21 protein-coding genes are annotated in these 22,398 nt (G+C 59.1%); 6 read left to right on the forward strand and 15 right to left on the reverse strand.

Annotated features, from left to right (window positions below):
• Positions 1-78 precede the first annotated feature (78 nt).
• Positions 79-939 carry a CAP domain-containing protein gene (locus TU81_RS25720; RefSeq protein ID WP_038978335.1) on the forward strand — a complete coding sequence of 287 codons (861 nt, stop codon included), beginning with the start codon at positions 79-81 and terminating at the stop codon, positions 937-939.
• Between the two features lie 235 nt (positions 940-1,174).
• Here the strand turns inward: TU81_RS25720 and TU81_RS25725 are convergent, their stop codons facing one another.
• The 3 genes from TU81_RS25725 to TU81_RS25735 are packed head-to-tail and all read right to left on the reverse strand — an operon-like array spanning position 1,175 to position 4,728.
• Positions 1,175-2,407, reverse strand: a complete 1,233-nt coding sequence (locus TU81_RS25725; RefSeq protein ID WP_048397239.1) for a nucleoside permease — start codon at positions 2,405-2,407, stop codon at positions 1,175-1,177.
• A gap of 54 nt (positions 2,408-2,461) precedes the next feature.
• On the reverse strand, positions 2,462-3,565 hold the full coding sequence (locus tag TU81_RS25730; protein WP_048397241.1) for a sugar phosphate isomerase/epimerase family protein: 1,104 nt from the start codon (positions 3,563-3,565) through the stop codon (positions 2,462-2,464).
• Positions 3,562-4,728 carry a Gfo/Idh/MocA family protein gene (locus tag TU81_RS25735; RefSeq protein ID WP_048397243.1) on the reverse strand — a complete coding sequence of 389 codons (1,167 nt, stop codon included), beginning with the start codon at positions 4,726-4,728 and terminating at the stop codon, positions 3,562-3,564. Before TU81_RS25735 ends, TU81_RS25730 begins: the two co-directional genes overlap by 4 nt.
• A 200-nt stretch (positions 4,729-4,928) precedes the next feature.
• Between TU81_RS25735 and TU81_RS25740 the strand changes: the two genes are divergently transcribed.
• Positions 4,929-5,930, forward strand: a complete 1,002-nt coding sequence (locus tag TU81_RS25740; RefSeq protein WP_048397245.1) for a LacI family DNA-binding transcriptional regulator — start codon at positions 4,929-4,931, stop codon at positions 5,928-5,930.
• 10 nt (positions 5,931-5,940) lie between these two features.
• On the forward strand, positions 5,941-6,438 hold the full coding sequence (locus tag TU81_RS25745) for a heme-degrading domain-containing protein (RefSeq protein WP_048397248.1): 498 nt from the start codon (positions 5,941-5,943) through the stop codon (positions 6,436-6,438).
• A 137-nt stretch (positions 6,439-6,575) separates the two neighbouring features.
• Here the strand turns inward: TU81_RS25745 and TU81_RS25750 are convergent, their stop codons facing one another.
• The 5 genes from TU81_RS25750 to TU81_RS25770 form a co-directional block, all read right to left on the reverse strand.
• Complete coding sequence (locus TU81_RS25750) at positions 6,576-7,229, reverse strand: peroxiredoxin (RefSeq protein WP_038982589.1); 654 nt, start codon at positions 7,227-7,229, stop codon at positions 6,576-6,578.
• A gap of 162 nt (positions 7,230-7,391) precedes the next feature.
• Positions 7,392-8,804 (reverse strand): purine-cytosine permease family protein, encoded by a 1,413-nt coding sequence (locus tag TU81_RS25755; RefSeq protein ID WP_048397251.1) that lies wholly within the window; start codon positions 8,802-8,804, stop codon positions 7,392-7,394.
• A 181-nt stretch (positions 8,805-8,985) separates the two neighbouring features.
• On the reverse strand, positions 8,986-9,726 hold the full coding sequence (locus tag TU81_RS25760) for a TorF family putative porin (protein ID WP_048397253.1): 741 nt from the start codon (positions 9,724-9,726) through the stop codon (positions 8,986-8,988).
• A 110-nt stretch (positions 9,727-9,836) separates the two neighbouring features.
• Positions 9,837-11,579 carry an amidohydrolase gene (locus TU81_RS25765; protein WP_048397255.1) on the reverse strand — a complete coding sequence of 581 codons (1,743 nt, stop codon included), beginning with the start codon at positions 11,577-11,579 and terminating at the stop codon, positions 9,837-9,839.
• An 18-nt stretch (positions 11,580-11,597) separates the two neighbouring features.
• Positions 11,598-13,466, reverse strand: coding sequence for an amidohydrolase (locus TU81_RS25770; protein ID WP_048397256.1), 1,869 nt, complete (start codon positions 13,464-13,466; stop codon positions 11,598-11,600).
• A 563-nt stretch (positions 13,467-14,029) separates the two neighbouring features.
• Between TU81_RS25770 and TU81_RS25775 the strand changes: the two genes are divergently transcribed.
• Positions 14,030-14,386, forward strand: coding sequence for a DUF6124 family protein (locus tag TU81_RS25775; RefSeq protein WP_048397258.1), 357 nt, complete (start codon positions 14,030-14,032; stop codon positions 14,384-14,386).
• A gap of 125 nt (positions 14,387-14,511) precedes the next feature.
• Here the strand turns inward: TU81_RS25775 and TU81_RS25780 are convergent, their stop codons facing one another.
• The 3 genes from TU81_RS25780 to ggt all read right to left on the reverse strand — a co-directional run bounded on the left by TU81_RS25780 (position 14,512) and on the right by ggt (position 18,132).
• Entirely contained in the window at positions 14,512-15,534 is a 1,023-nt protein-coding gene (locus TU81_RS25780) for a helix-turn-helix transcriptional regulator (protein ID WP_048397260.1), read from the reverse strand.
• Between the two features lie 114 nt (positions 15,535-15,648).
• Positions 15,649-16,182: a cysteine hydrolase family protein gene (locus tag TU81_RS25785; protein ID WP_048397262.1), complete on the reverse strand. Its 534-nt coding sequence runs from the start codon at positions 16,180-16,182 to the stop codon at positions 15,649-15,651.
• 222 nt (positions 16,183-16,404) lie between these two features.
• Complete coding sequence (gene ggt / locus TU81_RS25790; RefSeq protein WP_048397264.1) at positions 16,405-18,132, reverse strand: gamma-glutamyltransferase; 1,728 nt, start codon at positions 18,130-18,132, stop codon at positions 16,405-16,407.
• 152 nt (positions 18,133-18,284) lie between these two features.
• On the opposite strand from ggt, the gene TU81_RS25795 reads away from it, so the two are divergent.
• On the forward strand, positions 18,285-18,803 hold the full coding sequence (locus TU81_RS25795; RefSeq protein ID WP_048397298.1) for a methylated-DNA--[protein]-cysteine S-methyltransferase: 519 nt from the start codon (positions 18,285-18,287) through the stop codon (positions 18,801-18,803).
• An 18-nt stretch (positions 18,804-18,821) separates the two neighbouring features.
• Here TU81_RS25795 and TU81_RS25800 read toward each other — a convergent pair whose 3' ends face one another.
• From TU81_RS25800 to TU81_RS25815, 4 genes are all read right to left on the reverse strand, one after another.
• Complete coding sequence (locus TU81_RS25800; protein WP_048397266.1) at positions 18,822-19,640, reverse strand: helix-turn-helix transcriptional regulator; 819 nt, start codon at positions 19,638-19,640, stop codon at positions 18,822-18,824.
• 5 nt (positions 19,641-19,645) lie between these two features.
• Positions 19,646-20,185 (reverse strand): kinase inhibitor, encoded by a 540-nt coding sequence (locus TU81_RS25805; protein ID WP_048397268.1) that lies wholly within the window; start codon positions 20,183-20,185, stop codon positions 19,646-19,648.
• A 145-nt stretch (positions 20,186-20,330) separates the two neighbouring features.
• On the reverse strand, positions 20,331-20,924 hold the full coding sequence (locus tag TU81_RS25810; protein ID WP_048397270.1) for an NUDIX domain-containing protein: 594 nt from the start codon (positions 20,922-20,924) through the stop codon (positions 20,331-20,333).
• Between the two features lie 294 nt (positions 20,925-21,218).
• Positions 21,219-21,656, reverse strand: coding sequence for a hemerythrin domain-containing protein (locus TU81_RS25815; protein ID WP_048397272.1), 438 nt, complete (start codon positions 21,654-21,656; stop codon positions 21,219-21,221).
• A 147-nt stretch (positions 21,657-21,803) separates the two neighbouring features.
• Between TU81_RS25815 and TU81_RS25820 the strand changes: the two genes are divergently transcribed.
• A complete protein-coding gene (locus TU81_RS25820; RefSeq protein WP_038982577.1) occupies positions 21,804-22,232 on the forward strand; it encodes a GNAT family N-acetyltransferase in 429 nt (142 codons plus the stop codon).
• The last annotated feature ends 166 nt before the right edge of the window (positions 22,233-22,398 follow it).

Here is a 22,398-nt window from a genome sequence, read left to right on the forward strand (position 1 = left end):
TCATCCAACGAAGCGCTCCTACGGTCATTGCTCGTTTCTGTCCCCCTATCGTCGTCATCTCATCAGAGCTGTCCGTTCATGCGCCCAACCGTCCGCCGCTGTCGCTTTATCTCTCTGTGCCTGATGCCTTTGCTCCCGCTATTCGCCAGCCCCGCCCATGCCAGTGGGGAGCGGCAACTGGTGGAAGTCATCAACGACTACCGCGCCGATCCCGATCGCTGTGCCGGGCGCTCGGTCAAGCCGTTGCGGCCGCTGTCGCTGAAATCGAACCTGGCGCTGCCGGTCGGCTATGGCGGCGGTTTGCGGAGCGCCTTGAAAGCTAAGGGTTATCAAGCGGTGACGGTGCGCACCATTCGCGTGGTCGGCGCGCAAGATGCCGATGAGGCGTTTGACATGCTTGAGAGCGACTACTGCGGGGCGCTGCTCGATACCCAGTATGCCGATATCGGCGTCACTCGCTCCCGTAGCGAATGGCAGGTGGTGCTGGCGCAACCGGTGCTCGACGGACGTGTCGGCGATTCGCGAGAAGCGGGCAAGGCGTTGCTGGCACAGGTCAATGCGGCACGGGCCAGGCCGCGCCTGTGCGGGCGCAAACGCTTTGCCGCCGCACGGCCGTTGACCTGGAATGCCGCCCTCGGGGCCGCCGCGCAAGGGCACAGCAAGGCAATGGCCTACGGCAACTACTTCGCCCACCGCGATCCCGACGGTGATATGCCATTGGATCGGGCCAAAGCCGCCGGCTATCGAGGCCGTCAGATCGGCGAGAACATCGCCGCCGGGCAAAGCTCACCGAGCAAGGCAATGGCCGGCTGGCTGGCCAGCCCTGGGCATTGCGCCAACCTGATGAACCCGATGTTTACCCAAGTGGGCGCGGCCTATGCCGCCGATTCACGCAGTGACGAGGGTGTTTATTGGACGATGCTGTTTGGCGCGCCTTGAGTGAAGCGCGTTCCATAACCCCTGAAATGCCAGTCGGTTAATCACAAAACTCGTAGGAGCCAGGCTTGCCGGCGAAGGCGTCCTTCAGATCGCCTTCGCCGGCAAGCCTGGCTCCTACGAAAAGCGTTCGCGAAGACGGCGGCACAGTCGACATTGATGTCGCCTGACCCACCGTTTTCGCGAGCAAGCCCGCTCCCACAGGGTCCGACGGTGTTTTTCAGACTCGGGGCATTATTCAAATACTCGACGGCGCTGCCACGCGTTGCCGCCCTTTGAAGGCCAGCGAGAAACAGAAAAATATCACCAACGCGAACCCTGCCGGGAACAGCCAGATGCTTTTCCAGTCATGGCTCTCAGCCGACGCATAGTGATCGGTCACCGCCCCGGCCACCCAAAAGCCAATCAGCATGCCCAAGCCGTACGTCGCGAGCGTGATCAACCCTTGCGCGGAGCTTCTGAAACGCTCCGACGCTTTGGCATCGGTGTAGATCTGCCCCGAAACAAAGAAGAAGTCGTAGCAGATGCCGTGCAAAGCGATGCCGGTGAACAACATGAAGGCGAGGTCGCCGTTGTTGCCGTAGGCGAACAACAGGTAGCGCAACGCCCACGCCAGCATCCCCACCAGCAGCGCGATCTTGATGCCGAAACGCTGAATGAACAGCGGCAGGAGCAACATGAACAGCACTTCCGAGACTTGCCCGATCGCCATCTTGGCGGTTGGATTGGTCACGCCGATTTCCGCCAGAAACGGGTTGGCATTCTGGTAATAAAACGCCAACGGAATGCAGATCAAAATAGAGGCGATGAAGAACACCAGGTAACTGCGGTCCTTCAGCAAACCCAAGGCGTCCAGCCCCAGCATTTGCTTTAAGCCGACACTGCCCGGCTCAGGTTTGAGCGGCGCGGTGCGCGGCAGGCTGAAGCTGTAGATCCCGAGCACGAGGGAGGCGATGGCCGACATCAGAAACGTGTTGCGCAAACCACCGGATGAGATCGCTTGTTGCGAATCCCAGGCAAACACAAAGCTGATCACCACGCCCGCGACAATCCAGCCGATGGTGCCCCACACTCTGATCCGCGAGAACTCCAGGGCCGGGTCGCGCATCTGCCGGAATGCCACCGAATTCACCAACGCCAGCGTCGGCATGTAGATCATCATGTAGGCCAGCACAAAGGGGTAAAACGTGCTGAAGTCAGGCGCTCGATAGAGTTGCAACAGCAGCACCGCGCCGATCAGATGCAACACCGCAAGAATGCGCTCGGCATTGAAGTAGCGGTCGGCAATCAGACCGATCACAAAGGGCGCGATGATCGCGCCCCAGGACTGCGTCGAGAACGCCATGCCGATCTGCCCGCCACTGGCCCCCAAGTTACTGGAGAGGAAGGTGCCGAGGGTCACGAACCATCCGCCCCAGATAAAGAACTGCAGGAACATCATTACGCTTAATCGCGCAGTCATCGTGGTCATATCAGTCACCGTCTTATTGTTTTTTTGCGGAGAGAGGAACGAACAAGGTTGTATTCAGGCGTCGGGCAAACCCAGCAGTCGACGATTGAAACCTTCGTCGGACGTCACGCTGGCGAAATCGTCAAAGGCCTTTTGGGTTTTGCTGATCATGTGCTGGCGGATGAAGGCCGCGCCTTCTGCGGCGCCCTGCTCCGAATCCTTCAGGCAACACTCCCATTCCAGAACCGCCCAGCCGGCAAAGTCGTACTGAGTCAATTTGCTGAAAATCGATTTGAAATCGATCTGCCCATCGCCCAGAGAACGGAAGCGGCCAGGCCGCTCGACCCAACCTTGATAGCCACCATAGACGCCCGAACGGGCATCAGGCCGGAACTCGGCGTCCTTGACGTGGAACATGCGGATGCGCTCGTGATAGCGATCGATGAAGCCCAGATAGTCCATTTGCTGAAGCAGCAGATGGCTCGGGTCGTAGAGGATCGCGGCGCGCGGATGGTAATCGACGGCCTCAAGGAAACGCTCGAACGAGGCGCCGTCGTGTAGGTCTTCGCCGGGATGGATCTCGTAGCAGAGGTCGACGCCGGCTTGCTCGAAACAATCGAGGATCGGCAACCAGCGCTTGGCGAGTTCGGCAAAACCCTGCTCGACCAGACCGCTCGGGCGTTGCGGCCACGGGTAGACATACGGCCAGAGCAGCGCACCGGAAAACGTCGCGTGCGCCTTCAGCCCCAAGCGTTGGCTGGCGCGCGCGGCGAGCTTCAACTGATCGATGGCCCACTCGGTGCGTGCCTGAGGCTGGCCGCGCAAATGCGCGGGGGCGAAGTCATCGAACAACGTATCGAACGCCGGATGCACCGCCACCAGTTGGCCCTGCAGATGCGTCGACAGCTCGCTGATTTCGACTCCTGCCTGGGCGCAGACGGCTTTCAATTCATCACAGTAATCCTGGCTGTCGGCGGCGCGCGCCAGGTCGATGTATTGCGTGCCCAGAGTCGGCAACTGAATGGCTTTGTAACCCTGCGCTGCGGCCCAGCGGGCAATGTTGGCGAGCGTGTCGAAGGGCGCTTCGGCGGACATGAACTGCGCGAGGAAAATACCCGGGCCGCGCAGGCCTGTCGGTGTTGGGGAGGTGTGGTTCACGGGAGGGTTCTCCGGATTCATGGATTGCAGACCAGTTCGGTCCACTTCGCGTCGCCGCGATGATTGGCGATCACTGCTTCGATGAACGCCATGCCACGCAACCCGACGTCGATGCCCGGCACGCCGGGGGCATCGTTGCCTTCGACGTTGCTGCGGATCGCGGTGGCGAAATCACCATAGAGATTGGCCATGGCCTCGAGATAGCCTTCGGGATGCCCGGCAGGCAAACGCATGCGCTGGCTGGCGGCCTCGCACAACCAGGGCTGACCGACACCGGAACGAAGGATGCTCAACGGTTGATCGAGGGAGCGATGGATCAGGCTTGCGGGCTCTTCCTGACGCCACTCCAACCCGCCTTTGTCGCCATAGACGCGGATCTTCAATGGGTTCTCTTCGCCGGCGCAGACCTGGCTGGCGATCAATACCCCGCTGGCCCCGGCGGCCATCTTGAACAGCATCGCTGCGTCATCGTCCAGTTGCCGCCCGGCAACGTGCGAACCCAAGCTTGCACACACCTGTTCGATGGGTTGGTCCGCGACGAATTCAGCCAGTGAAAAGGCATGGGTGCCGATGTCGCCAATGCAGCCGCCCAGCCCGGACTGCTCGGGCTGATCGCGCCAACTCGCCTGCTTGTTGCCCTGCCCGGCCACATCCCGGCTCAGCCAGCCCTGCGGGTACTCGACGATGACCTTGCGCACAGCGCCGATCACGCCAGTACGCACCATCTTGCGCGCCTGCCAGACCATCGGATAACCCAGATACGTGTGGGCCAGTCCATAGAGGCGGTCGCTGCTTTTCACCACTGCCTTGAGGGCCAGCAGCTCGGACAGATTCAGTGCCGCAGGCTTTTCGCTGAACACATGAAAACCCGCATTCAGTGCCTGGCTGGCGATCGGCGCGTGCAAGTGATTGGGCGTGACGATGACCAACAGCTCCATGCGCTGGTCGGCAGGCAATGCGCGCTCGCTATCCAGCATCTGCTGCCAGTCGCTGTAGCAGCGTGAGGCGGACAATCCCAGCGCGGCGCCGGTGTCCTGATTGTTGCGGGCGTCTCGGCTGAAGGCACCGCACACCAGTTCAAAACGACCATCGAGACCGGCGGCTTGGCGGTGGGCTTTGCCGATGAAAGCGCCCTCGCCGCCCCCGACAAATCCCATTCTTATTTTTGCCGTTGCAACGTTCATCGCGAATTTTCTCTTGTTCGGGGCGGATTAGCGCTCAGGTTTGACTATGATGTAACCGGTTACATCATGCCGGAAATTTAAGCTCAGTTACTTCGGGTGTCAAACCCGGGATTAAAAATGAAGGTCATTTCAGCGCACGGCCGGACTGCGGTAAGCTCGCCGGCCATGTTTACATCTGCCGGTTCGATAACGAGGTCGTCTTGTCCAATATCCGTGAAGTAGCCCGGCTGGCCGGCGTCTCGGTGGCTACCGTGTCCAGAACGCTGAAGTCGCCCGAGCGCGTACTCCCCGAAACCCGGGACAAGGTCAACGCAGCCGTGGAACAGGCCGGCTATCGGCCGAACCTCATGGCCGTGCAGTTTCGTTCGCGCAGAACCGGCAACCTGGTGATTCTGGTCCCGGCCATCGCCAACACGTTTTTCGCGCGGGTGATCAGCGGCGCTCAACAGGCGGCACAGGCGGCCGGTTACCGCCTGCTGCTGTGCGACACCCAGGGTCGCGAGGAAATCGAACGGGAATTTGCCGCGCTGGTGTACGCCCACCAGGCCGACGGCGTGATTCAGTTGCGCGCCTACGACCCGTTTGAATCGCCCTTCCCCCACGGCGAATCACTGCCCTTGGTTAACGCCTGCGAGGTGATTCAAGGCGGGCGGCATCCGACGATCAGCCTCGACAATCGGGCAGCGGCCAAAGCCATGACCGAGCATCTGATCGATCTGGGCCATCGCCGGATCGGCCTGATCAAAGGCCCGAAAAGCAGCCCACTTACACGCGACCGTGTGGCCGGTTATCAAGATGCATTGCATCAGGCCGGTATCGAGTCGGATCCGCAATTGATCTGCCACGGGGACTTCACGTTGCAGGCCGGTTTTGATGGCGCGGGAATGCTTCTGGATTTGGCCGACCGTCCGACCGCGTTCTTTTGTGAAAACGATGAAATGGCGATCGGTGCATTGAAGCGCATCAAACAACAGGGTTTGCGGGTACCCGACGATATTTCGTTGGTCGGTTTCGATGACATTCCGTTCGCGGCCTATTGTGATCCAGCGTTGACGACCATTGCGCAACCCGCCGAAACCTTTGGCCAAAAGGCCGTTGAAATGCTGATCGCCCTCATTGAAAAAAAGCCCATCCCCGAGCGCCATGTGGTGCTGCCGTTCACATTAACCGTGCGTAACAGTACGACCGCCCGAAAGGGATGAGGGAGCAATCATGGACATCAAAACCGACCTGCAACGTATCGCGCTCCAGGAAGAAACCCTGAGGTTTGAGCGCTTCGACAAAGCGACAGCCTGGGACTTGGGCACCCGTTTGAAAACCGCCTGCGAGGAGCAAGGCGTGTCCACCACGATTGAGGTCAGGCTGGCGCGGGACACCGTGTTTTTTTACTCGATGCCGGGGACCTCCGCCAGCAATGCCGACTGGGCACGACGCAAGCGAAATGTCGTGGAACTGATGGAACTCAGCTCATACCGCGTAGGCCTGTCCTTTAAGCTTCAGGGCGATTCACTCGAAGGTTTGATGGGGTTGCCGCTGCGTGATTACGCCGATCATGGCGGCAGCTTCCCGGTGTCGGTCAAGGGCGTGGGGTGCATTGGCGCCGTCACCGTTTCAGGGCTGCCCCAGCGTGAGGATCATGCGTTGGTGGTTCAGGTGTTGGCCCAGATGTGTGGGGCCGACCCGAGCGAACTTGCGCTTGAGGGCGAGTAGCCTGTGGGAGCGGGCTTGCTCGCGAAGGCGGCGGCATAGTCAACATTGAGGTCGCCTGACACACCGCCTTCGCGAGCAAGCCCGCTCCCACATGGATTTCGCTTAATTGACTGGCATTGGGTCTCCCAACGGATCGATTACTTCGGTTGCGCCACCGTGCGCAGATAAGGTTTCACCGTTTTGAAGCCATCCGGATATTTCTTCCTGGCGTCTTCATCGGAGACCGAGGTGGGAATGATCACGTCCTCGCCCGGACGCCAGTTCACTGGGGTAGCAACAGTGTGCTTGGCGTTCAGTTGTAGAGAATCGAGCAGACGCAGCACTTCATCGAAGTTGCGCCCGGCACTCATCGGGTAGATCAGCATCGCCTTGACCTTTTTGTCCGGGCCGATGATGAACACTGAACGCACCGTGGCGTTGTCCACGGCAGTCCGCGCGCCGCCGCTGGCATTCGGATGGATCATGTCGTAGAGCTTCGCCACCACCAGGTTCTCGTCCCCGATCATCGGATAGTTGACCGCATGCCCCTGGGTCTCTTCGATGTCTTTGGCCCAGGTCTGGTGATTACTGACAGGGTCGACGCTGAGCCCGACGATCTTGGTGTTGCGTTTATCGAACTCCGGCTTGAGCCCCGCCATGTAGCCAAGCTCAGTGGTGCACACCGGGGTGAAGTCCTTGGGGTGCGAAAACAGGATCGCCCACTTGTCGCCGATCCACTCGTGGAAATGCAGCGGGCCTTCGGTGCTTTCGACGGTAAAGTCCGGTGCTTCGTCGCCAATACGGATTGCCATGTTCGTTCTCCTTACTGTTGAGTCGTAGGGAAGCCGCTGGCTGCTGCTCCAACGGCCTTCAGAATCTGCGTTGAACCTGTCAACGCGGATCAGTATAGGAGACGCTTGAACACAAGGCAGTTATCGCCGTGCCCACTCTGCAGCTCTTGATCGACGGGGCCTTCAAGCCTTCGAGTGACCTTCGGCCGACACAGCAAGCCCGGTTGTCCTGGCCACCCAGTAGTAAAGAATGCCCGGCACCACCAGCCCGACGATCCAGGAAATATCGACACCGCCAAGCTGCGCGACCATCGGTCCGGAATAGAAATGAGTGTCGACAAAAGGCAACTGAACCAGCACACCGAAGACATACACGCTGATCCCCAACCCATTCCAGCGCCCATAACGCCCCGCCGGGTCGGACAACGCGGGAATGTCATAACGCTCTTTGTTGATGAAGTAATAATCCACCAGGTTGATCGCGCTCCACGGAGTGAAGAAGGTCAACAAAAACAGAATGAAGTATTTGAACGTGGTGAGAAACGAGTGCTGCCCCAGCAATGCAAGCGCGGTGGACGCACCGACAATCGCCAGCACAAACAGCATGCGTTTGCCGGCGGATATCTCGAAGCCACGACGGAAGCCGCTGATAATGGTGGCCACGCACATGAAGCTGCCATAGGCATTGAGAGTCGACACCGTGACCTTGCCGAACACCACGCTCAAATACAGCAGAGAAGCGATCACGCCGCTACTGCCCAACCCAACGATGGTGGCGACTTCATGCCCGCGAAAACCCGTGCCTGCCAACGCAGCGGCGAACACCCCCAGCACCATGGACGCCTGAGCGCCTAGCACCGTCCCCAGGCCTACGGCGGTGAACGTCTTCCAGGATGAGGTCTTGCTTGGCAGATAACGCGAGTAGTCAGCCACATAAGGGCCAAACGCGATCTGCCACGACGCGGAAAGGGACACCGCCAGCAGGAAAGTGCTCCAGCCGAAATGGCGATTTTCCAGCAACAGACCGATGTCGTTGAGCGTCATCAATCGGGTAAACAGATACACGAAAGCAATGATGCCCAGCACGCTGGCCACCCGTCCGACCAAGTGGATGACCCGATAACCGAAGATCGTCAGAAACGCGATGCACGAAGCGAAAATCAGGATGCCGGCGCTGTCGCTGACATCGATCAGCTGGGCAATGGCTTGCCCCGACAATACCGCGCCGGTGGCGCTGAAACCGAGGTACATCAGGCACACCAGCACAATCGGGATCGCCGCCCCATAGACGCCGAACTGCACGCGACTGGAGATCATCTGCGGCAATCCGAGCTTCGGCCCTTGTGCCGCGTGCAGGGCAACCACCGCACCGCCGAGCAACTGGCCGATCAGCAAACCAATCAGTGACCAGAACACATCGCCACCCAGCACCACGGCCAGGGCGCCGGTGACGATCGCGGTGATCTGCAGGTTGGCGCCGAGCCACAGGGTGAACTGACTGTAGAGGCTGCCATGACGCTCGGCCTCGGGAATGTAATCGATCGAACGTGTCTCGATCAGGGGACTTCGCTGCTGACTATCGCTGACCTGGGTCATTACGGTGTTCTCTTCTGAGGGGCAGACGGGCTAGGGGTCTCAAGTCGAATACTGTTTTGTGGCGAGCGAGCTTGCTCGCGTTGGGCTGCGAAGCGGCCCCAAAATCGACGGCTGCTGCGCAACCGAACGGGGGCAAGCCCCCTCGCCACAGTTGATCGCTCGACCCTGGGTTTCTTAACGCTTAAAAGGCCTTGCTGGCACTGGCTACCACGGTGGCAGTGCATAGATCGTCATAGCCGTACCAGCTCGCGCATTCGCTTTTCGACAGGTCGGTATCGATGTAGCTGAGGCCCCAGGTCACGCCCACGAAATCACGAGTCAATTTGGCTTCCCACTCGGTGTAGGCATCACGGCTTTCACCGTTGGCGGACCAGAACGCCGGGTCTTTGACATCGTTGCGACCCACGCGCAGGTCCAGGCCGATCTCGGCTGGCAATTCGATTTTGTAGCTGAGGTAGGTGTAAAGGGTGTCCTGGTCCTCGCCAAAGAAGTTCGGCGTATCGTTTGAGTAGTTGGCGCCGAGCTTCACGCCATAAACGTCAAGGACGGCGTAGACCTCACTCATGTTGAATTGGCCTTCCTTTGGATAGTCGTACTTGAGGTACCCCAGATCGAGACTGATTGCCTCGGTCGCCTGCCAGTAGTAGCCCGCGTAGTACTCGAGTTCCTGCCGGGTCTTGTAGGGGCCGCCGAAATCGACATTCGAGGTCCAGGCGCCAATGTACAAGCCGCTGCTGTGCACCAGCGTGGCGCCGGCCTGAACCGCCGGATCCCCCAGGGTTTGCGAAATGCCACGCGTGCGGTAGTCGCTGACAACGCCCAAGGTCATGTCCAGGCTGAAGTTGTCGTCAAGTGTCAGTGCCTGGCTGGTCAGGGGAGCCAATACAAGGCTGGCAAGGGTCAATGCTGAGCGTACGTTCATACAAGTCTCTTATTTTTATGGATCAGCGGGTGATTTCGGGCATGGCGTTGCCCAGCCCCTCGCAATGCGAGGAGCAGGAGCATTTTTTCGGTGCTGCCGGCGGGTAGTCGTCAGGACGCGGGCGCGTAAACCTGCTTGCCAGCGAAGAAAGTCTTCAGGACCTTGGTGTCGAACAGTTCGTCGTCGCTGACCTTGAACACATCGCGATCGAGGATGATCAGATCGGCCTGTTTGCCGGGCGCCAGCGAACCGATCTGTTGCTCCAGCCGCAGGACTTTGGCGGCATTGAGGGTGTAGGCGTAGAACATGGTCTGGCGATCAATGCTTTCATTGGCATTCAACACACCCAGCGGCCCTTTGCGAGTGCTGGCCTGAGCGATGGCATTCCACGGATTGGGGCTGGACACCGGCCAGTCACTACCACCGGCGATGAGCGCACCGGCGTTATGCAGGGACCTGGCGGGATACTGATAACCGTAAGCGAACGCGCTGATATACGGTTTGACCAACTCCACCGTGTAAGACTCGCCGGTAGCCCACAACAGTTGCATGGAAGCGATCACGCCAAGCTGCTTGAAGCGCGGGAATTCCTTTGGATTGACCAGTTGCAAGTGAGTGATGCTGTGGGCCATCGGTGTCGGGTTGAGCTTGCGTGCGTGTTCAATGCCATTGAGTGACTCACGTACGGCGCGGTCGCCGACCGCATGCATGTGCACAATCCAGTCACGCTTCTCCGCCGCCACTACCAACTCACCAAAGTGTGCCGGGTCGATCAGCAACTGACCGTTTTTGTGACTGTTGGTGAACGGAACAATCACCGCTGCCGTCTGCCCTGGAAACTCCAGAACGCCGTCAGCGAAGACCTTGATGCCAGGGAAGCTCAGGTTGGGCACGCCCTCGAATTTCTTCATCACCTTGGCCAGCATTTCCAGATCGGCCGGCCGGCTTTTTGGGTTGGCCAGCAGCAGCGCCGCGACGTGGGCATTGAGCTCGCCCTTCTCGGCCAGTTCGCGGTAAAGCGGTAGAACACCGTAACTCTTTTCGGTGGCCTGGAAATCGAACAGCGAATCACCACTTCCGGCATTCGCTGCCGCGTCCATCCAGGCGGTAACGCCATATTGATGATTGACCTTCACCGCCTCGCGGGCGGCCTTCAGCATGACCTCGTTGCCGGGCGCGGGGATCTGACTGCGCACCTTGTCCCAGCGCGACTCGGCGAACAAACCATTGGGAGTGAAGTCCGCTGCGTGCCCCACGAAGCTGCGGTCCTGTTCCGACAGACCTTTTACCAATGCCGCGTCGATCTTCAGACGCTTGAGCATCGCGTTGTTGGCCCAGCCGGTATGCCCGTCAATCCCGCTGAGAACCACCGGTTGGTCCGCCCAGCGGCCCTGATTGAAGCGCTGACCGAGCTCGCGGCTTTTCTCCCAATAGGCCGAACTCACCCCGGCAATACTGATCACGTCACCGGCCCGTGCTCGCCCCGCCTCATCTTGTTCGATCACCCATTGCTCGAGTTCCGGCAACGGCTTTACTTCATCCAGCAGGTTGGCCCCCTGGCTGTTGAAGGCCGCAACGACCGGGTGGCTATGGGTATCAATCATTCCAGGCATCAGTACTTTGCCCGCCAGATCGATTCGTTGCGTCTGGGCATCGGCCAGGGCGTTGATCTCGGCATCGCTGCCCACTTTAAGAATCTTGCCGTCTTGCACCGCCACGGCCTGAACCAGCGCTTGACCGGGTTCGGCGGTAAAAACCTTGCCGTTGAACAGCACAAGATCAGCGGCGGCCATGGCCTGCACCGAGGAAAGGGCCAGGGCTGCGGCCAACAGGTTGGGAATGAATAGTTGCATCGGAACACTCTCTTGTTTTTATTGGGCGATTCGGGATGTGGAAGCTTGTGACAACGCCTTCGGGTCAAGTCCAAGGAACGGCGCCTTGGCCCACACGACCTTGCCGCCGACCACCGTCAGCAGTACCTCGTTTCGGCCCAGCTCATCCTCTGGCACCTGCATGAAGTTCTTGTCCAACACGATCAAGTCGGCGAACTTGCCCACGTCGACCGAACCGACGACAGCCTCCAGTTTCAGTTGCTCGGCGGCGTTCATGGTGATGGTGCGCAGCACGTCAGTGCGCGACAGCGCCGGGTCGGCATTCAACCTGCCCGCATACTTGGGGCCATAGCTGTGCGGGTTCAGCGGATCGCCTGAGCGGGTGACACCGATTTTCAGCGCCAGGAATTCGTCGAGCGGGTCGACGGGCCAATCGCTGCCATAAGCAACCCGACCGCCAGCGCGGCTGATGCTGCCCGATGGTTCCATGCGGGCAAAACGCGCAGGTCCAAGATGATCGCTGGTGCCGTCAACCGTGGAAGGCGCCTGCTGGGCCCATTGGAACGACATGTTGGCGGTCACGTCGAGCGCCTTGAAACGTGAATAGTCGGCGGGGTCCACCGATTCAGCGTGAGTAATGGCCGGACGAAAACCGTTGCCCGGCAGTTGCTGGCGCACGTATTCGATACCGTTCAACGAGTCACGCACCGCTCGGTCCCCGGTGGCGTGAAGATGCGGATCGAGACCGGCCTGCACCGCTTGCAACAGCAGCGGATTGAGTACTTGCGGCGGGAAATACAGCTCACCGGTATTCTTGCCAGGCGTCCACTTGGGCGCGACATCGGTGCCGGCATTGCGCAGGTACGGCGCCAACATTGCCCCGGTATCCGCTGGAGCGTTGATGATGCCGTCCATGAACAATTTGACGTGGCGCATGCTCACGCCCGGCGCGACTTTGGCTTCTCCCTGGTCGTAGGTGTTGGCCAGTGCCTTGGCCTCGGCAATGGATTTCGCCGGGTCTGCAGCAGCCGCGGCAGGGTCGAGTTTGATTGCCAGCAAGGCTCGTGCGGTCAACTCCCCCGACTGCTGCAGGGTAGTAAATGCTTTGCCATTTTCAGGCCCCGACAAGGCGTCGAAAAAACTGGTGATGCCTTGCTGGCGCATGGCATCAAGCGCCGCGCGAGTCTGGTTGAGTTTTTCTGCGTCGCTGGCCGGCGGCACCACGGCGGCCATGGCATCGGCGGCACCGTCTTCGCAGATACCGGTCGGGTTGCCGGCACTATCGCGCACGTACTTGCCATCACCCGGATTGGCCGTGTGCTTGTTGATACCTGCCACGGCCAGGCCACGGGAGTTTGTCAGCACGGTATGGAAGTCGGTGGAACGGACCTGAATCGGGCGATGGGTCTTGAGTGCATCCAGCGTCGACTTGTCGGGATCGCCGTCGAGCCCGGTCATGCCCATGCGGTCCCAACTGCCCACTTCAAGCCAGACATCCGGGCCCTTGCCCTTGTCGGCATCCAGACATGCCTGAATGGTTTCCTGGAAAACCTTGCGGGTCATCGTCTGGTATTTCAGGTCGCACAACGTCATGGCGCGACCGCCATCCCCCGGATGCATGTGTGCATCGACAAAGCCGGGCATCAACATGCGTCCCGCCAAATCGATCAGCTGTGTCTGCGTGCCGATGTACGAAGCAGCGCCTTCATCGCTGCCGACATAGACGATTTTCCCGCCCGTGACGGCGATCGCCTGCTGCACGGAGTTCTTGCCATCGACGGTATAGACATAGCCGTTGCGCATCACCATGTCAGCCGGTGTCGAACCCTGTGTTTGACACCCCACCAGCGCCATGCAGGAAAATGCCGTTGTCGACGCAACGGCGATAAACAGCCTGGAAAATTTCAACTGCCTCACCTCTATTTTTATAGTTTTGGAAGTGGCCCGAACAGACGGCCGCAAGCCTCTGATATGCAGGGCCTACCCTATAGGGCGCGGGCGTCGGATGGACCTCCACAAATGAGGAGGGGTGAGGTAATTAAATGACAGGGGTCCGATCGGGTGTAGCGGCGGAACCTGTGGGAGCGGGCTTGCTCGCGAAGGCGGCGACACAGTCAACATTGATTGAAGAGGCTTGTTTAAAAGACCCCAAAGTTACGTCCTGAAAGCTACAAAACCTTGCGCCATTGCCTACGGCTGCACCAGAATCCGCCGGCTTGTGCGCTTTGGATCCACTCGGTAACTTGATTCGCATCACTGATTCCCAGTGATCGGGTTTAGCAGCCCGTCGTGACGAAGCGCATTTGCATCCAGACAGTCAGGCCATTTCATGCCTGCACTTTATGGTAGCTGTGCGCAGGGCGCCTTCGGGCGCGCCGGATTCGTCTCTACCGGTCTGCTAACCTGCACACAGCTGCCACCTTCGTTTAGCAGCGATTCGGTGATGGCTCCATATTGTTGGAGACGTAAATATGTTCAAGGTAACACCGAACCCACCGGCCACCGATCCAGTGTCCCCGTACGAACCCGATTCAAAAAAACTCAACGAGGCCGCCGAACGCGCCCTCAACTTCCACTTCCCATCGAATGCCGACATCAAAGCCACCGCACGTAGACCCAGCACTTTGCTTTGCGTGAACCCAGAAGCCACAGCCGAAACCCTGGCGGTTTTTTTGGTTGAGACGCTGGCCTCGGTCGATGTGATGGTCCACCAGTTGGTGGATCATCTGGAGGGTGAGTCGCGCTATGCCCTGCTGGGCATTTCAAACAGCATCATGGTGGCGGAGATCACCGCGAACCGGGTGCTGGATAAAATCGATACACCTTAGAAATGTGAGCTCCATTCCCTTTGTAGGAGCGAGGCTTGCCCGCGAAGGCGTCAGGTCTGGCACACCGCGTTATCGTTCTTCGCGGGCAAGCCTCGCTCCTACAGGGGGACGCGTTGTAGGCGGATTTAATCGCGGCGCGTCGCCTCCGCGAGCGAGGTCGCTGAACGCAGCACAGAACCCAGTTCCACCTTGCTCTTCACGCCCAGTTGCAGGTAGCAGTTGCGCAGATAGGTGCGCACTGTCGCAGGGCTCAATTCAAGGATTTTGGCAATTTCCTTGTAGGAATGGCCGGCGGCAAACAGCATGGCTGCCGTTCGCTCGCGTGGCGCAAGCATCGCCCCGCGCGACTGGGCTTCGAGCGACAGGATGACGTGTTCGGCGTTAGGGCTCAGTGTCAGGGCGCAGCGGCCCAGGCGCATGACGCAGGGTGCCTTTTGCAGTTGCGCGATCACCTGCGAGGGAAGCATTGAACCGTTCCAGCCGGGTAGCTCACGTTCGATGGCTGCACACAGCGTTGCCCCCACGTACAGCAAACTGCCGTCCATGCGCGCGACACCAAAGTCCGACGCCCCGTTGCCCGTGTCGAAGCGGATCATGTCCTGCACCTGGAATCGCCACAGCTGCAACAGGTGGTCGCAGAAGGCCGAAAACAGATCGGCCTCGCTTTCGTTGAAAGCCGAGGCATCAATGCCTCGATAGAGACAGACGAAGAACATCATGCCGCTTTCGGGTAACTCGAAGGTGATGCACATCAGGTAGTAGAGGTCGTAGCGCCGAGCGAATACATTCACGTCTTCATTGGGGTCGTTGAAGCCGCTGTCGCGCACGACCTCGCCGGGTCGACTTATGGTGTCATGGGAGAATTTGTCGTTACGCGCACACGTGTGCCACTCGGCGGCAAACGACTCGGGCAGATTGATTCGCCCGTGCATCCAGTTTCTGGGCGAAACATCGACGCCTGACGCGGACATCTCGCCCCACCAGGCCGAAGCGAAGGGCACCAGTTGGCTGAAGGCCTGCAGGCCGTCGGTGATGAACCGGGATGCACCGCGATCTCGGGCAAGACGCCCCAGGTGCAATACACAGAGATTGAATGCCTGCAATGTTGCCATCGACGCCTTGGCGCCGACCTCATCACCCTCCTCCATCGTTCTGATCCCGTTCGCTACATGGCGTATTGTTTTTTTGACCATGCCATAGGCGTAGCGATTGCGTCCAGCACCAGGCGAGCAAACTCACTCGCCACGGGGCTGACGGTATTTTCAGACTTTGATTTCACTGGCAGGCATAACGTCGATCCGCGCCACGGAGCCGGTCAGATGCGCCAGATCCTTGTTGTGTTCGGCGATGATGTCTTCGGCGCTCATCGTGCCGTTGTCGATGGTGGAATGGGCGTCGGCCACCAGCACGACGTCGTAGCCCAATTGATGCGCCTGGCGAACGGTGGCGTTGACGCAGTAGTCGGTTTGCAGACCGCAGATGATCAGGCGGTCGGCGTCCAGTTCTTGCAGCTGTTCATGCAAGTGGGTCTGGTAGAACGAATCCGGGGTGGTTTTGCGCACGCGCAGGTCTTGGGGGGAGGTCTTCAGACCGTCGGCCAGTTGCCAGCCTTCGCTGCCGTATTGCAGCAGGTCGCCCTCTTCTTCGTGTTGGATCAGGATGACCGGAATGTCGGCGGCTCGGGCTCTGGTGCTGAGATCGTTGATGGTGTCGATGACGCGCTTGATGTCGAAGCATTCATACTCGCCGGTGCACAGCGCGCGTTGGACATCAATGATCAGGAGTGCGGTGCTCATGGTTTCCTTCCTTAGATAGGTCGGTAAAACGATGGATTACAACTCCCTTTCTGGTCTGTAGCAGCTGTCGAGGCTGCGTTCGAGCCCCTGTAGGAGCTGGCGCAGCCTGCGATCTTTTGATCTTGCTTTCGCTGACATCAAAGGCAAAAGATCGCAGCCTTCGGCAGCTCCTACGGGGATCAGGGCCACCCGGGGAGTTCAGGTGGCCGGTGATCGCCTGTTTTAGTAACCGAGTGACAACCCGGTATTACGCCGTGGATCGTTCGCTCCATAGAAGCGGTTTTTGCCCACTGGCTTGCCTTCCAGCGAAGGCGCACCTACCAGAATAGCTGCGATATGGTTCGGGTCCTGCGGCCCGGCAAATTTATGCCCCCAGCTTTCGAGCATCTTCTTGGTGTCCGGGCTGGTGGCGAAGTTCTCCAGGTTGGTTTCTTCCGGCAGCCATTGCTGGTGGAAACGCGGCGCATCCACCGCTTCCTGGATGTTCATGCCGTAGTCGATCACGTTGAGGATGGTCAGCAGGGTCGCGGTGATGATGCGGCTGCCACCGGGGGTGCCGACAACCATGACGACTTTACCGTCCTTGGTGACGATGGTCGGGCTCATGGACGACAGCGGTGCCTTGCCGGGGGCGATGGCGTTGGCTTCGCCCTGCACCAGGCCGTACATGTTCGGCACGCCGATTTTCGAGGTGAAGTCGTCCATTTCATCGTTGAGGATGACCCCGGTTTTACTCGCCATGACGCCGGCACCGAACCAGTCGTTAAGGGTGTAGGTCACCGACACCGCGTTGCCCCATTTGTCGACGATCGAGTAATGGGTGGTATTGCTGCCTTCGTGCGGCGCTACGCCGGGTTTGATCTCGCGGGACACGCCGGCCTTCTGCGGGTCGATGACTTCGCGGATTTTGGTCGCGTAGTTTTTATCCAGCAAATGGGCGATCGGATTTTTCACGAAGTCCGGGTCGCCGAGGTAGCTGTTGCGGTCCACATACGCGTGGCGCATCGCTTCGATCTGATAGTGCATCGCCTGCGCCGAGCGGAAGCCCAGCTCTTTCATCGGGTAGCCGTCGAGGATGTTCATGATCTCGCAGATCACCACGCCACCGGAGCTTGGCGGTGGCGCCGAGACCACGTGATAGCCACGGTAATCGCACTCGATCGGCGCCAGTTCGCGGGTCTGGTATTTGTCGAGGTCGGCCTGGGTGATGATGCCCTTGTTGGCCTGACTGGAGGTGACGATGGCGTCGGCCACCCAGCCTTTATAGAAACCGTCGGCGCCCTTTTCGGAAATTTCCCGCAGGGTTTTGCTCAAGTCTTTTTGTACGAGTTTCTGGCCGACCTGCATCGGCTCGCCATTGCTCAGGAAGATCGAGCCTGAGTCGCGCATGTCTTTCTTGAAGACGTCCGTGGCGTATTCCAGCAAGTCGACATCGCCCTGCTCCAGCACAAAACCGTCTTCGGCAAGCTTGATCGCCGGGGCGATCACTTCCTTGCGGGGTTTGGTACCGTATTTCTTCAGGGCCAGTTCCATGCCCGAAACGGTGCCCGGCACACCAACGGCAAGATGGCCGCGGGTACTCAGGTCCGGGACGACGTTGCCTGCTTTATCGAGGTACATGTCGGGGGTCGCGGCCAGCGGGGCTTTTTCACGGAAGTCGAGGAAGGTCTTGCGCCCGTCCGCCAATTGAATCGTCATGAAACCGCCGCCGCCCAGGTTGCCCGCCGCGGGGTACACCACCGCCAGCGCATAACCTACCGCAACGGCGGCATCGACGGCGTTGCCGCCATTCTTGAGCACATCGACGCCGACGTGGCTGGCCAGATGCTGGGCGGTGACAACCATGCCGTTTTCGGCTGCGACCGGGGCGACGGAGGCCGCGTGGGCCGTCAGGCAACTCAGCGCCAATGTGGTTGCCACGAGCGATTTGGTAAAAGGTTCGAACTTCATGAGTCGGTCTCTTTTTGTTTTTAGATTCTGTTCAAAGACAGAGGGAACGTTTCAAGAGCAGTAGGCAAGTATGGCTGGGATTGCGTATTGCGCCTCCCCGACGAGGCAGTATGCTGGGGCCCCTGTTCAGCACTTTTACGGAGTCCGCCGGCATGTCCTACACCTTCACCACCCTGGCGTCTCCGGTCGGCGAATTGAAACTGGTGGCGAAAGGCACGCGACTGGCGGCCATCCTCTGGGAAAACGACAAACCTGGCCGGGTAAAACTGGGACCGATGACGGAAGCGGCGGACAACCCGATCCTGGTGCACACCACGCGGCAGTTGCAGGAATACTTCGCCGGCACGCGTAACCGTTTCGAGCTGGAACTGGATTTTGCCGGGACGGAATTTCAGCAAAAGGTGTGGCAGGCGTTACTGACCATTCCGTTTGGCGAAACGCGCAGCTACAGCGAGATTGCCCGGCAGATCGGCAATCCCAGTGCGGTTCGGGCGGTGGGCGCGGCTAATGGCAAGAATCCGATTTCGATTGTCGCGCCGTGTCATCGGGTGATCGGTGCGTCGGGAAAACTGACGGGGTTTGCCGGTGGGCTTGAGGCTAAGGAACGGCTACTGACACTGGAAGGGTACGAGGGCCACGGGGCTGGCAGGATGGATGATTTGTTTATCTGACGGACTCACACAAACTGCCTAAATCGTCGCCCGTAATTCCCGTGGCGACAGGCCATAGTGTGAGCGAAAGCGCACTGCAAAACGTGAGGCCGAGGCGTAACCGCTGGCCCCGGCAATTTCACCGATGGGGCGAGAAGTGGTTTGCAACCATTGCAGCGCCGTAGCCAGTCGAACACTTTCCAGAATATTCCTGAAACTGTCCCCTTCATTGGCCAATTGGCGACGCAAAGTCGATTCACCAAGGTTCAAGTGTTGTGCGACGTCCGCAACAGTCCAGTCTCTCTCCGGGCTGCCCATTACCAGCTGCTGCACCCGTTCGCACAGTGGATCGTTGCGGTCCATCAGCAGCGGCCCGGCCTGGCCGCCGAGGCACAAGCTCAGAAGAACCGCTTCCCCATAGTGGGTGCGTAATGCATCCGGAGCATCCGCATTGATGGAGGCCAATAACTGATCCCATGCCTGTGTTGTATGCCGATCCAGAGGGACACATAGATCCGTCTTCAGGGCACGGCGATGGCTCATGATCTGCTGGCCATATCGGCTGCTGAAATTACGCAGTGTCGAACCGGGAAAGGTCACCACATCGGCGATGTAGTGACCGTGAAGGCCGGGGAAATTTGAGATGCCCAGCTCGCGCCCGGCCGGCATCAGAATCAGATGTTGCGGCCCTGCACGCATCTGCCGGTCATCCCATTGCAGCAGTTTTTCCCCCTGCCGCACTCGACACAACGCGGTAGCGAATATCGGCACCCGTTGCAATGTATGGGGCTGTCGCGCCCGTATGACACACGCATCGATAATATTTTCCCGGTGCTGTATGCCGAAACAAGGGCGCATCGTTCTTAACGTCCGTAAGTTGAAGTAATGGTCGCTCTGGCCAAGGCGTTGGCATTGAGCATATAGCCCACCAAGGCTCCGCTGGCCTGGTTGTCGAGTGGCAGCTTATCGACTTTCAACGCCCATACGGTGAATTGATAGCGATGCGGCTTATCTCCTACAGGAGGGCAAGCGCCGCCAAATCCCGGTTGGCCATAATCGGTTCGCCCTTGTACTGCACCGGCAGGCAGGTTCGAGCCGACCCCTCTTGGCAAACTGCTGGTTGAAGCGGGTAAGTTGACCACCGTCCAATGCCACCAGCCGCTGCCGGTCGGCGCATCAGGATCGTAGACCGTGATCGCGTAACTTTTGGTACCCGCCGGGGCGTTGCGCCAGGAAAGTTCGGGAGACGTATTCCCCCCTTCGCAACCGAAGCCCTGGAAAACTTCGCGACTGGTCAGCGGCCGGTTTTCAGCAATATCCTGGCTCGTCAGCGAGAAGTCGGCAGCGTGTCCCGTGAGGACGACCCCCATGGACAATGCGGATAGGATTATTCTGATGTTCATCGTGACCTCATCTGAGTGTTGGCGTGAGGTACGAGTCTAGAGAGCACGAAGGCTGAATACTGTGCCGAAATGCTCGACCATTGTGCCTGAACGCTCTCTCGAATCAGACGAGCCGGACTTGTATACCGCTATGCCGCAAGCCGGATCAAACCGCGCCGAAGACATCCTTCATCGCCGCATACTGCAGCAGCATGATGGTCTTGGCATCGCAGATCTCCCCACGATAAAACGCCGCCAGCGCGTCGTCGAACTTCCACTCCAGCACTTCCAGTTCTTCGGTTTCTTCCTCCAGCCCGCCGCCATCACTGACCTTCGAAGAGGCGTCGTACTCGGCGATGAAGAAATGCAGCTTTTCAGTCACTGAACCGGGGCTCATATAGGCCTCGAAAACCTTCTGCACATGGTGGACGCGATAGCCGGTTTCTTCTTCGGCTTCAGCACGAATACGTTCTTCAGGCGCAGCGCCTTCCAGCAGCCCGGCGGCCACTTCAATCAGCAAACCATCATGGCCGTTGACGAACACCGGCAGCCTGAACTGGCGGGTCAGTACGACGGTTTTCTTCTCGCGATTGAACAGCAGAATCGCCGCGCCATTGCCCCGGTCGTAGACCTCGCGCGTCTGACGCTGCCAGTCGCCGTTGTTGCGCAAGTAATCGAAAGTGATTTTTTTCAGCAGATACCAGTCGTGTGACAGCACCCGGGACTCGATGATGTTGACCCGCTCGGCGGTGTTCGGCATGACAATCCATCCTTATGTTCGTCAGAAAGCGTCCATGGTAGGCGAAAACAGAAAAGCCCTGCGACTGCCGCAATGCTGTTCATTAAGAGAATCTTGAGCCAGAGAAACCTGTGGCGAGGAAGCTTGCTCCCGCTGGGCTGCGTAGCGGCCCCAAAAATCTGACAACCATTGCGATTTTGTGAGCGCTACGCACTCAAGCGCGAGCAAGAGCAAGAGCAAGAGCAAGCTCCCTCGCCGCAAGTTCTTACTGACTCCAGACCCTCTTGAGTGAACCGCATTGCGGCGCTTTCATCCTTAGGAAAGTTGCGCCTTGTATTCTTTCTGATACTGCCCGGCGAGGGTTTCTTTCTGTTGGTCGTCGAGTAACTTGCCGGCCATCTGAAAGAACTTCTGCTCCTCCTCTTTGAGGTGGTGATGGACCTTCTCCGAGAGCTTTTTCGCCGTTGCCAACCAGGATGGACTGGACATTTCGGTCGCATCCAGCGCTTCCATCATCTCGTCCATTTCGTGGTGTTCGGAAATGGCGTGGCGGCTAAGATCCACGCCGTTGTCGAACTCCATCAGCGGCATGTAGAAATGGCGCTCTTCAGCAGTTGCGTGGGCCTGAAGCTCGGATTTGAGTCGCTTGTAAGCCTCGACCCGTTCCGGGGTGTCGCCACTGGTTTGAATCAGTGCATCGGCATAGCGGCGCTGACGGTCGTGGCTTTCGCGCAAGGCTTCAAAAATGTTCACGGGCTGTCCTCATTGGCTGCGTTCAGCAATGATGCTGTTCAGGCTAGACATTACCGGGGCCCCGGGGGTTCCTTGGGCTTCGGGGGATAGAACAATCGCCGCAACCGGGATAGGCTCCGTGTTCACTGCCATAAGGATGTGTAGCTTATGACCCTGCGAATCGAATTGTCGAAAAATGCCACCCAGGAAGAACGCGAGGCGATCCTCACACCGCTGCGCGCCTACAATGCCTCAAAGGCCGGGGCCACGGTGTCGGAGCAGATTGCTTTGCTGCTACGCAATGACAGCGACGAGATTCTCGGCGGGCTTTATGGTCGAGTGTTTTACCAGTGGTTTTTCATTGAGTTGTTGTCGGTGCCGGAGCAGGCCTGGGGACAAGGGATGGGCTCGAAGCTGATGCAGATGGCCGAAGACCTGGCGCGGGAAAAGGAGTGTATCGGGATCTGGCTGGACACCTTCGACTTCCAGGCGCCGGAGTTTTACAAGAAACACGGCTACAGCGAGTTGGGGCACATCGCCGACTACCCGCCGGGCCACAAGCGCTTCTTTTTCCAGAAGCGTTTGGTGGATTTGTAACCTTCGATTCTCGGGGTGCCACCAAAAGATCGCAGCCTGCGGTGTAGTGGTTCAGTTTTTTTAAACCATCGCGTAGGAGTATTAAGCCGCCTGTTGCTCGAACAGCGCAGGCGGCAAGTGGTTCGAGGCGGAGTGGCAACGGCGATGGTTGTAATGCGAGATGAAT

Origin of the sequence: Pseudomonas lini (assembly GCF_001042905.1) — a bacterium.
In the GTDB taxonomy this organism is placed as follows: domain Bacteria; phylum Pseudomonadota; class Gammaproteobacteria; order Pseudomonadales; family Pseudomonadaceae; genus Aquipseudomonas; species Aquipseudomonas lini.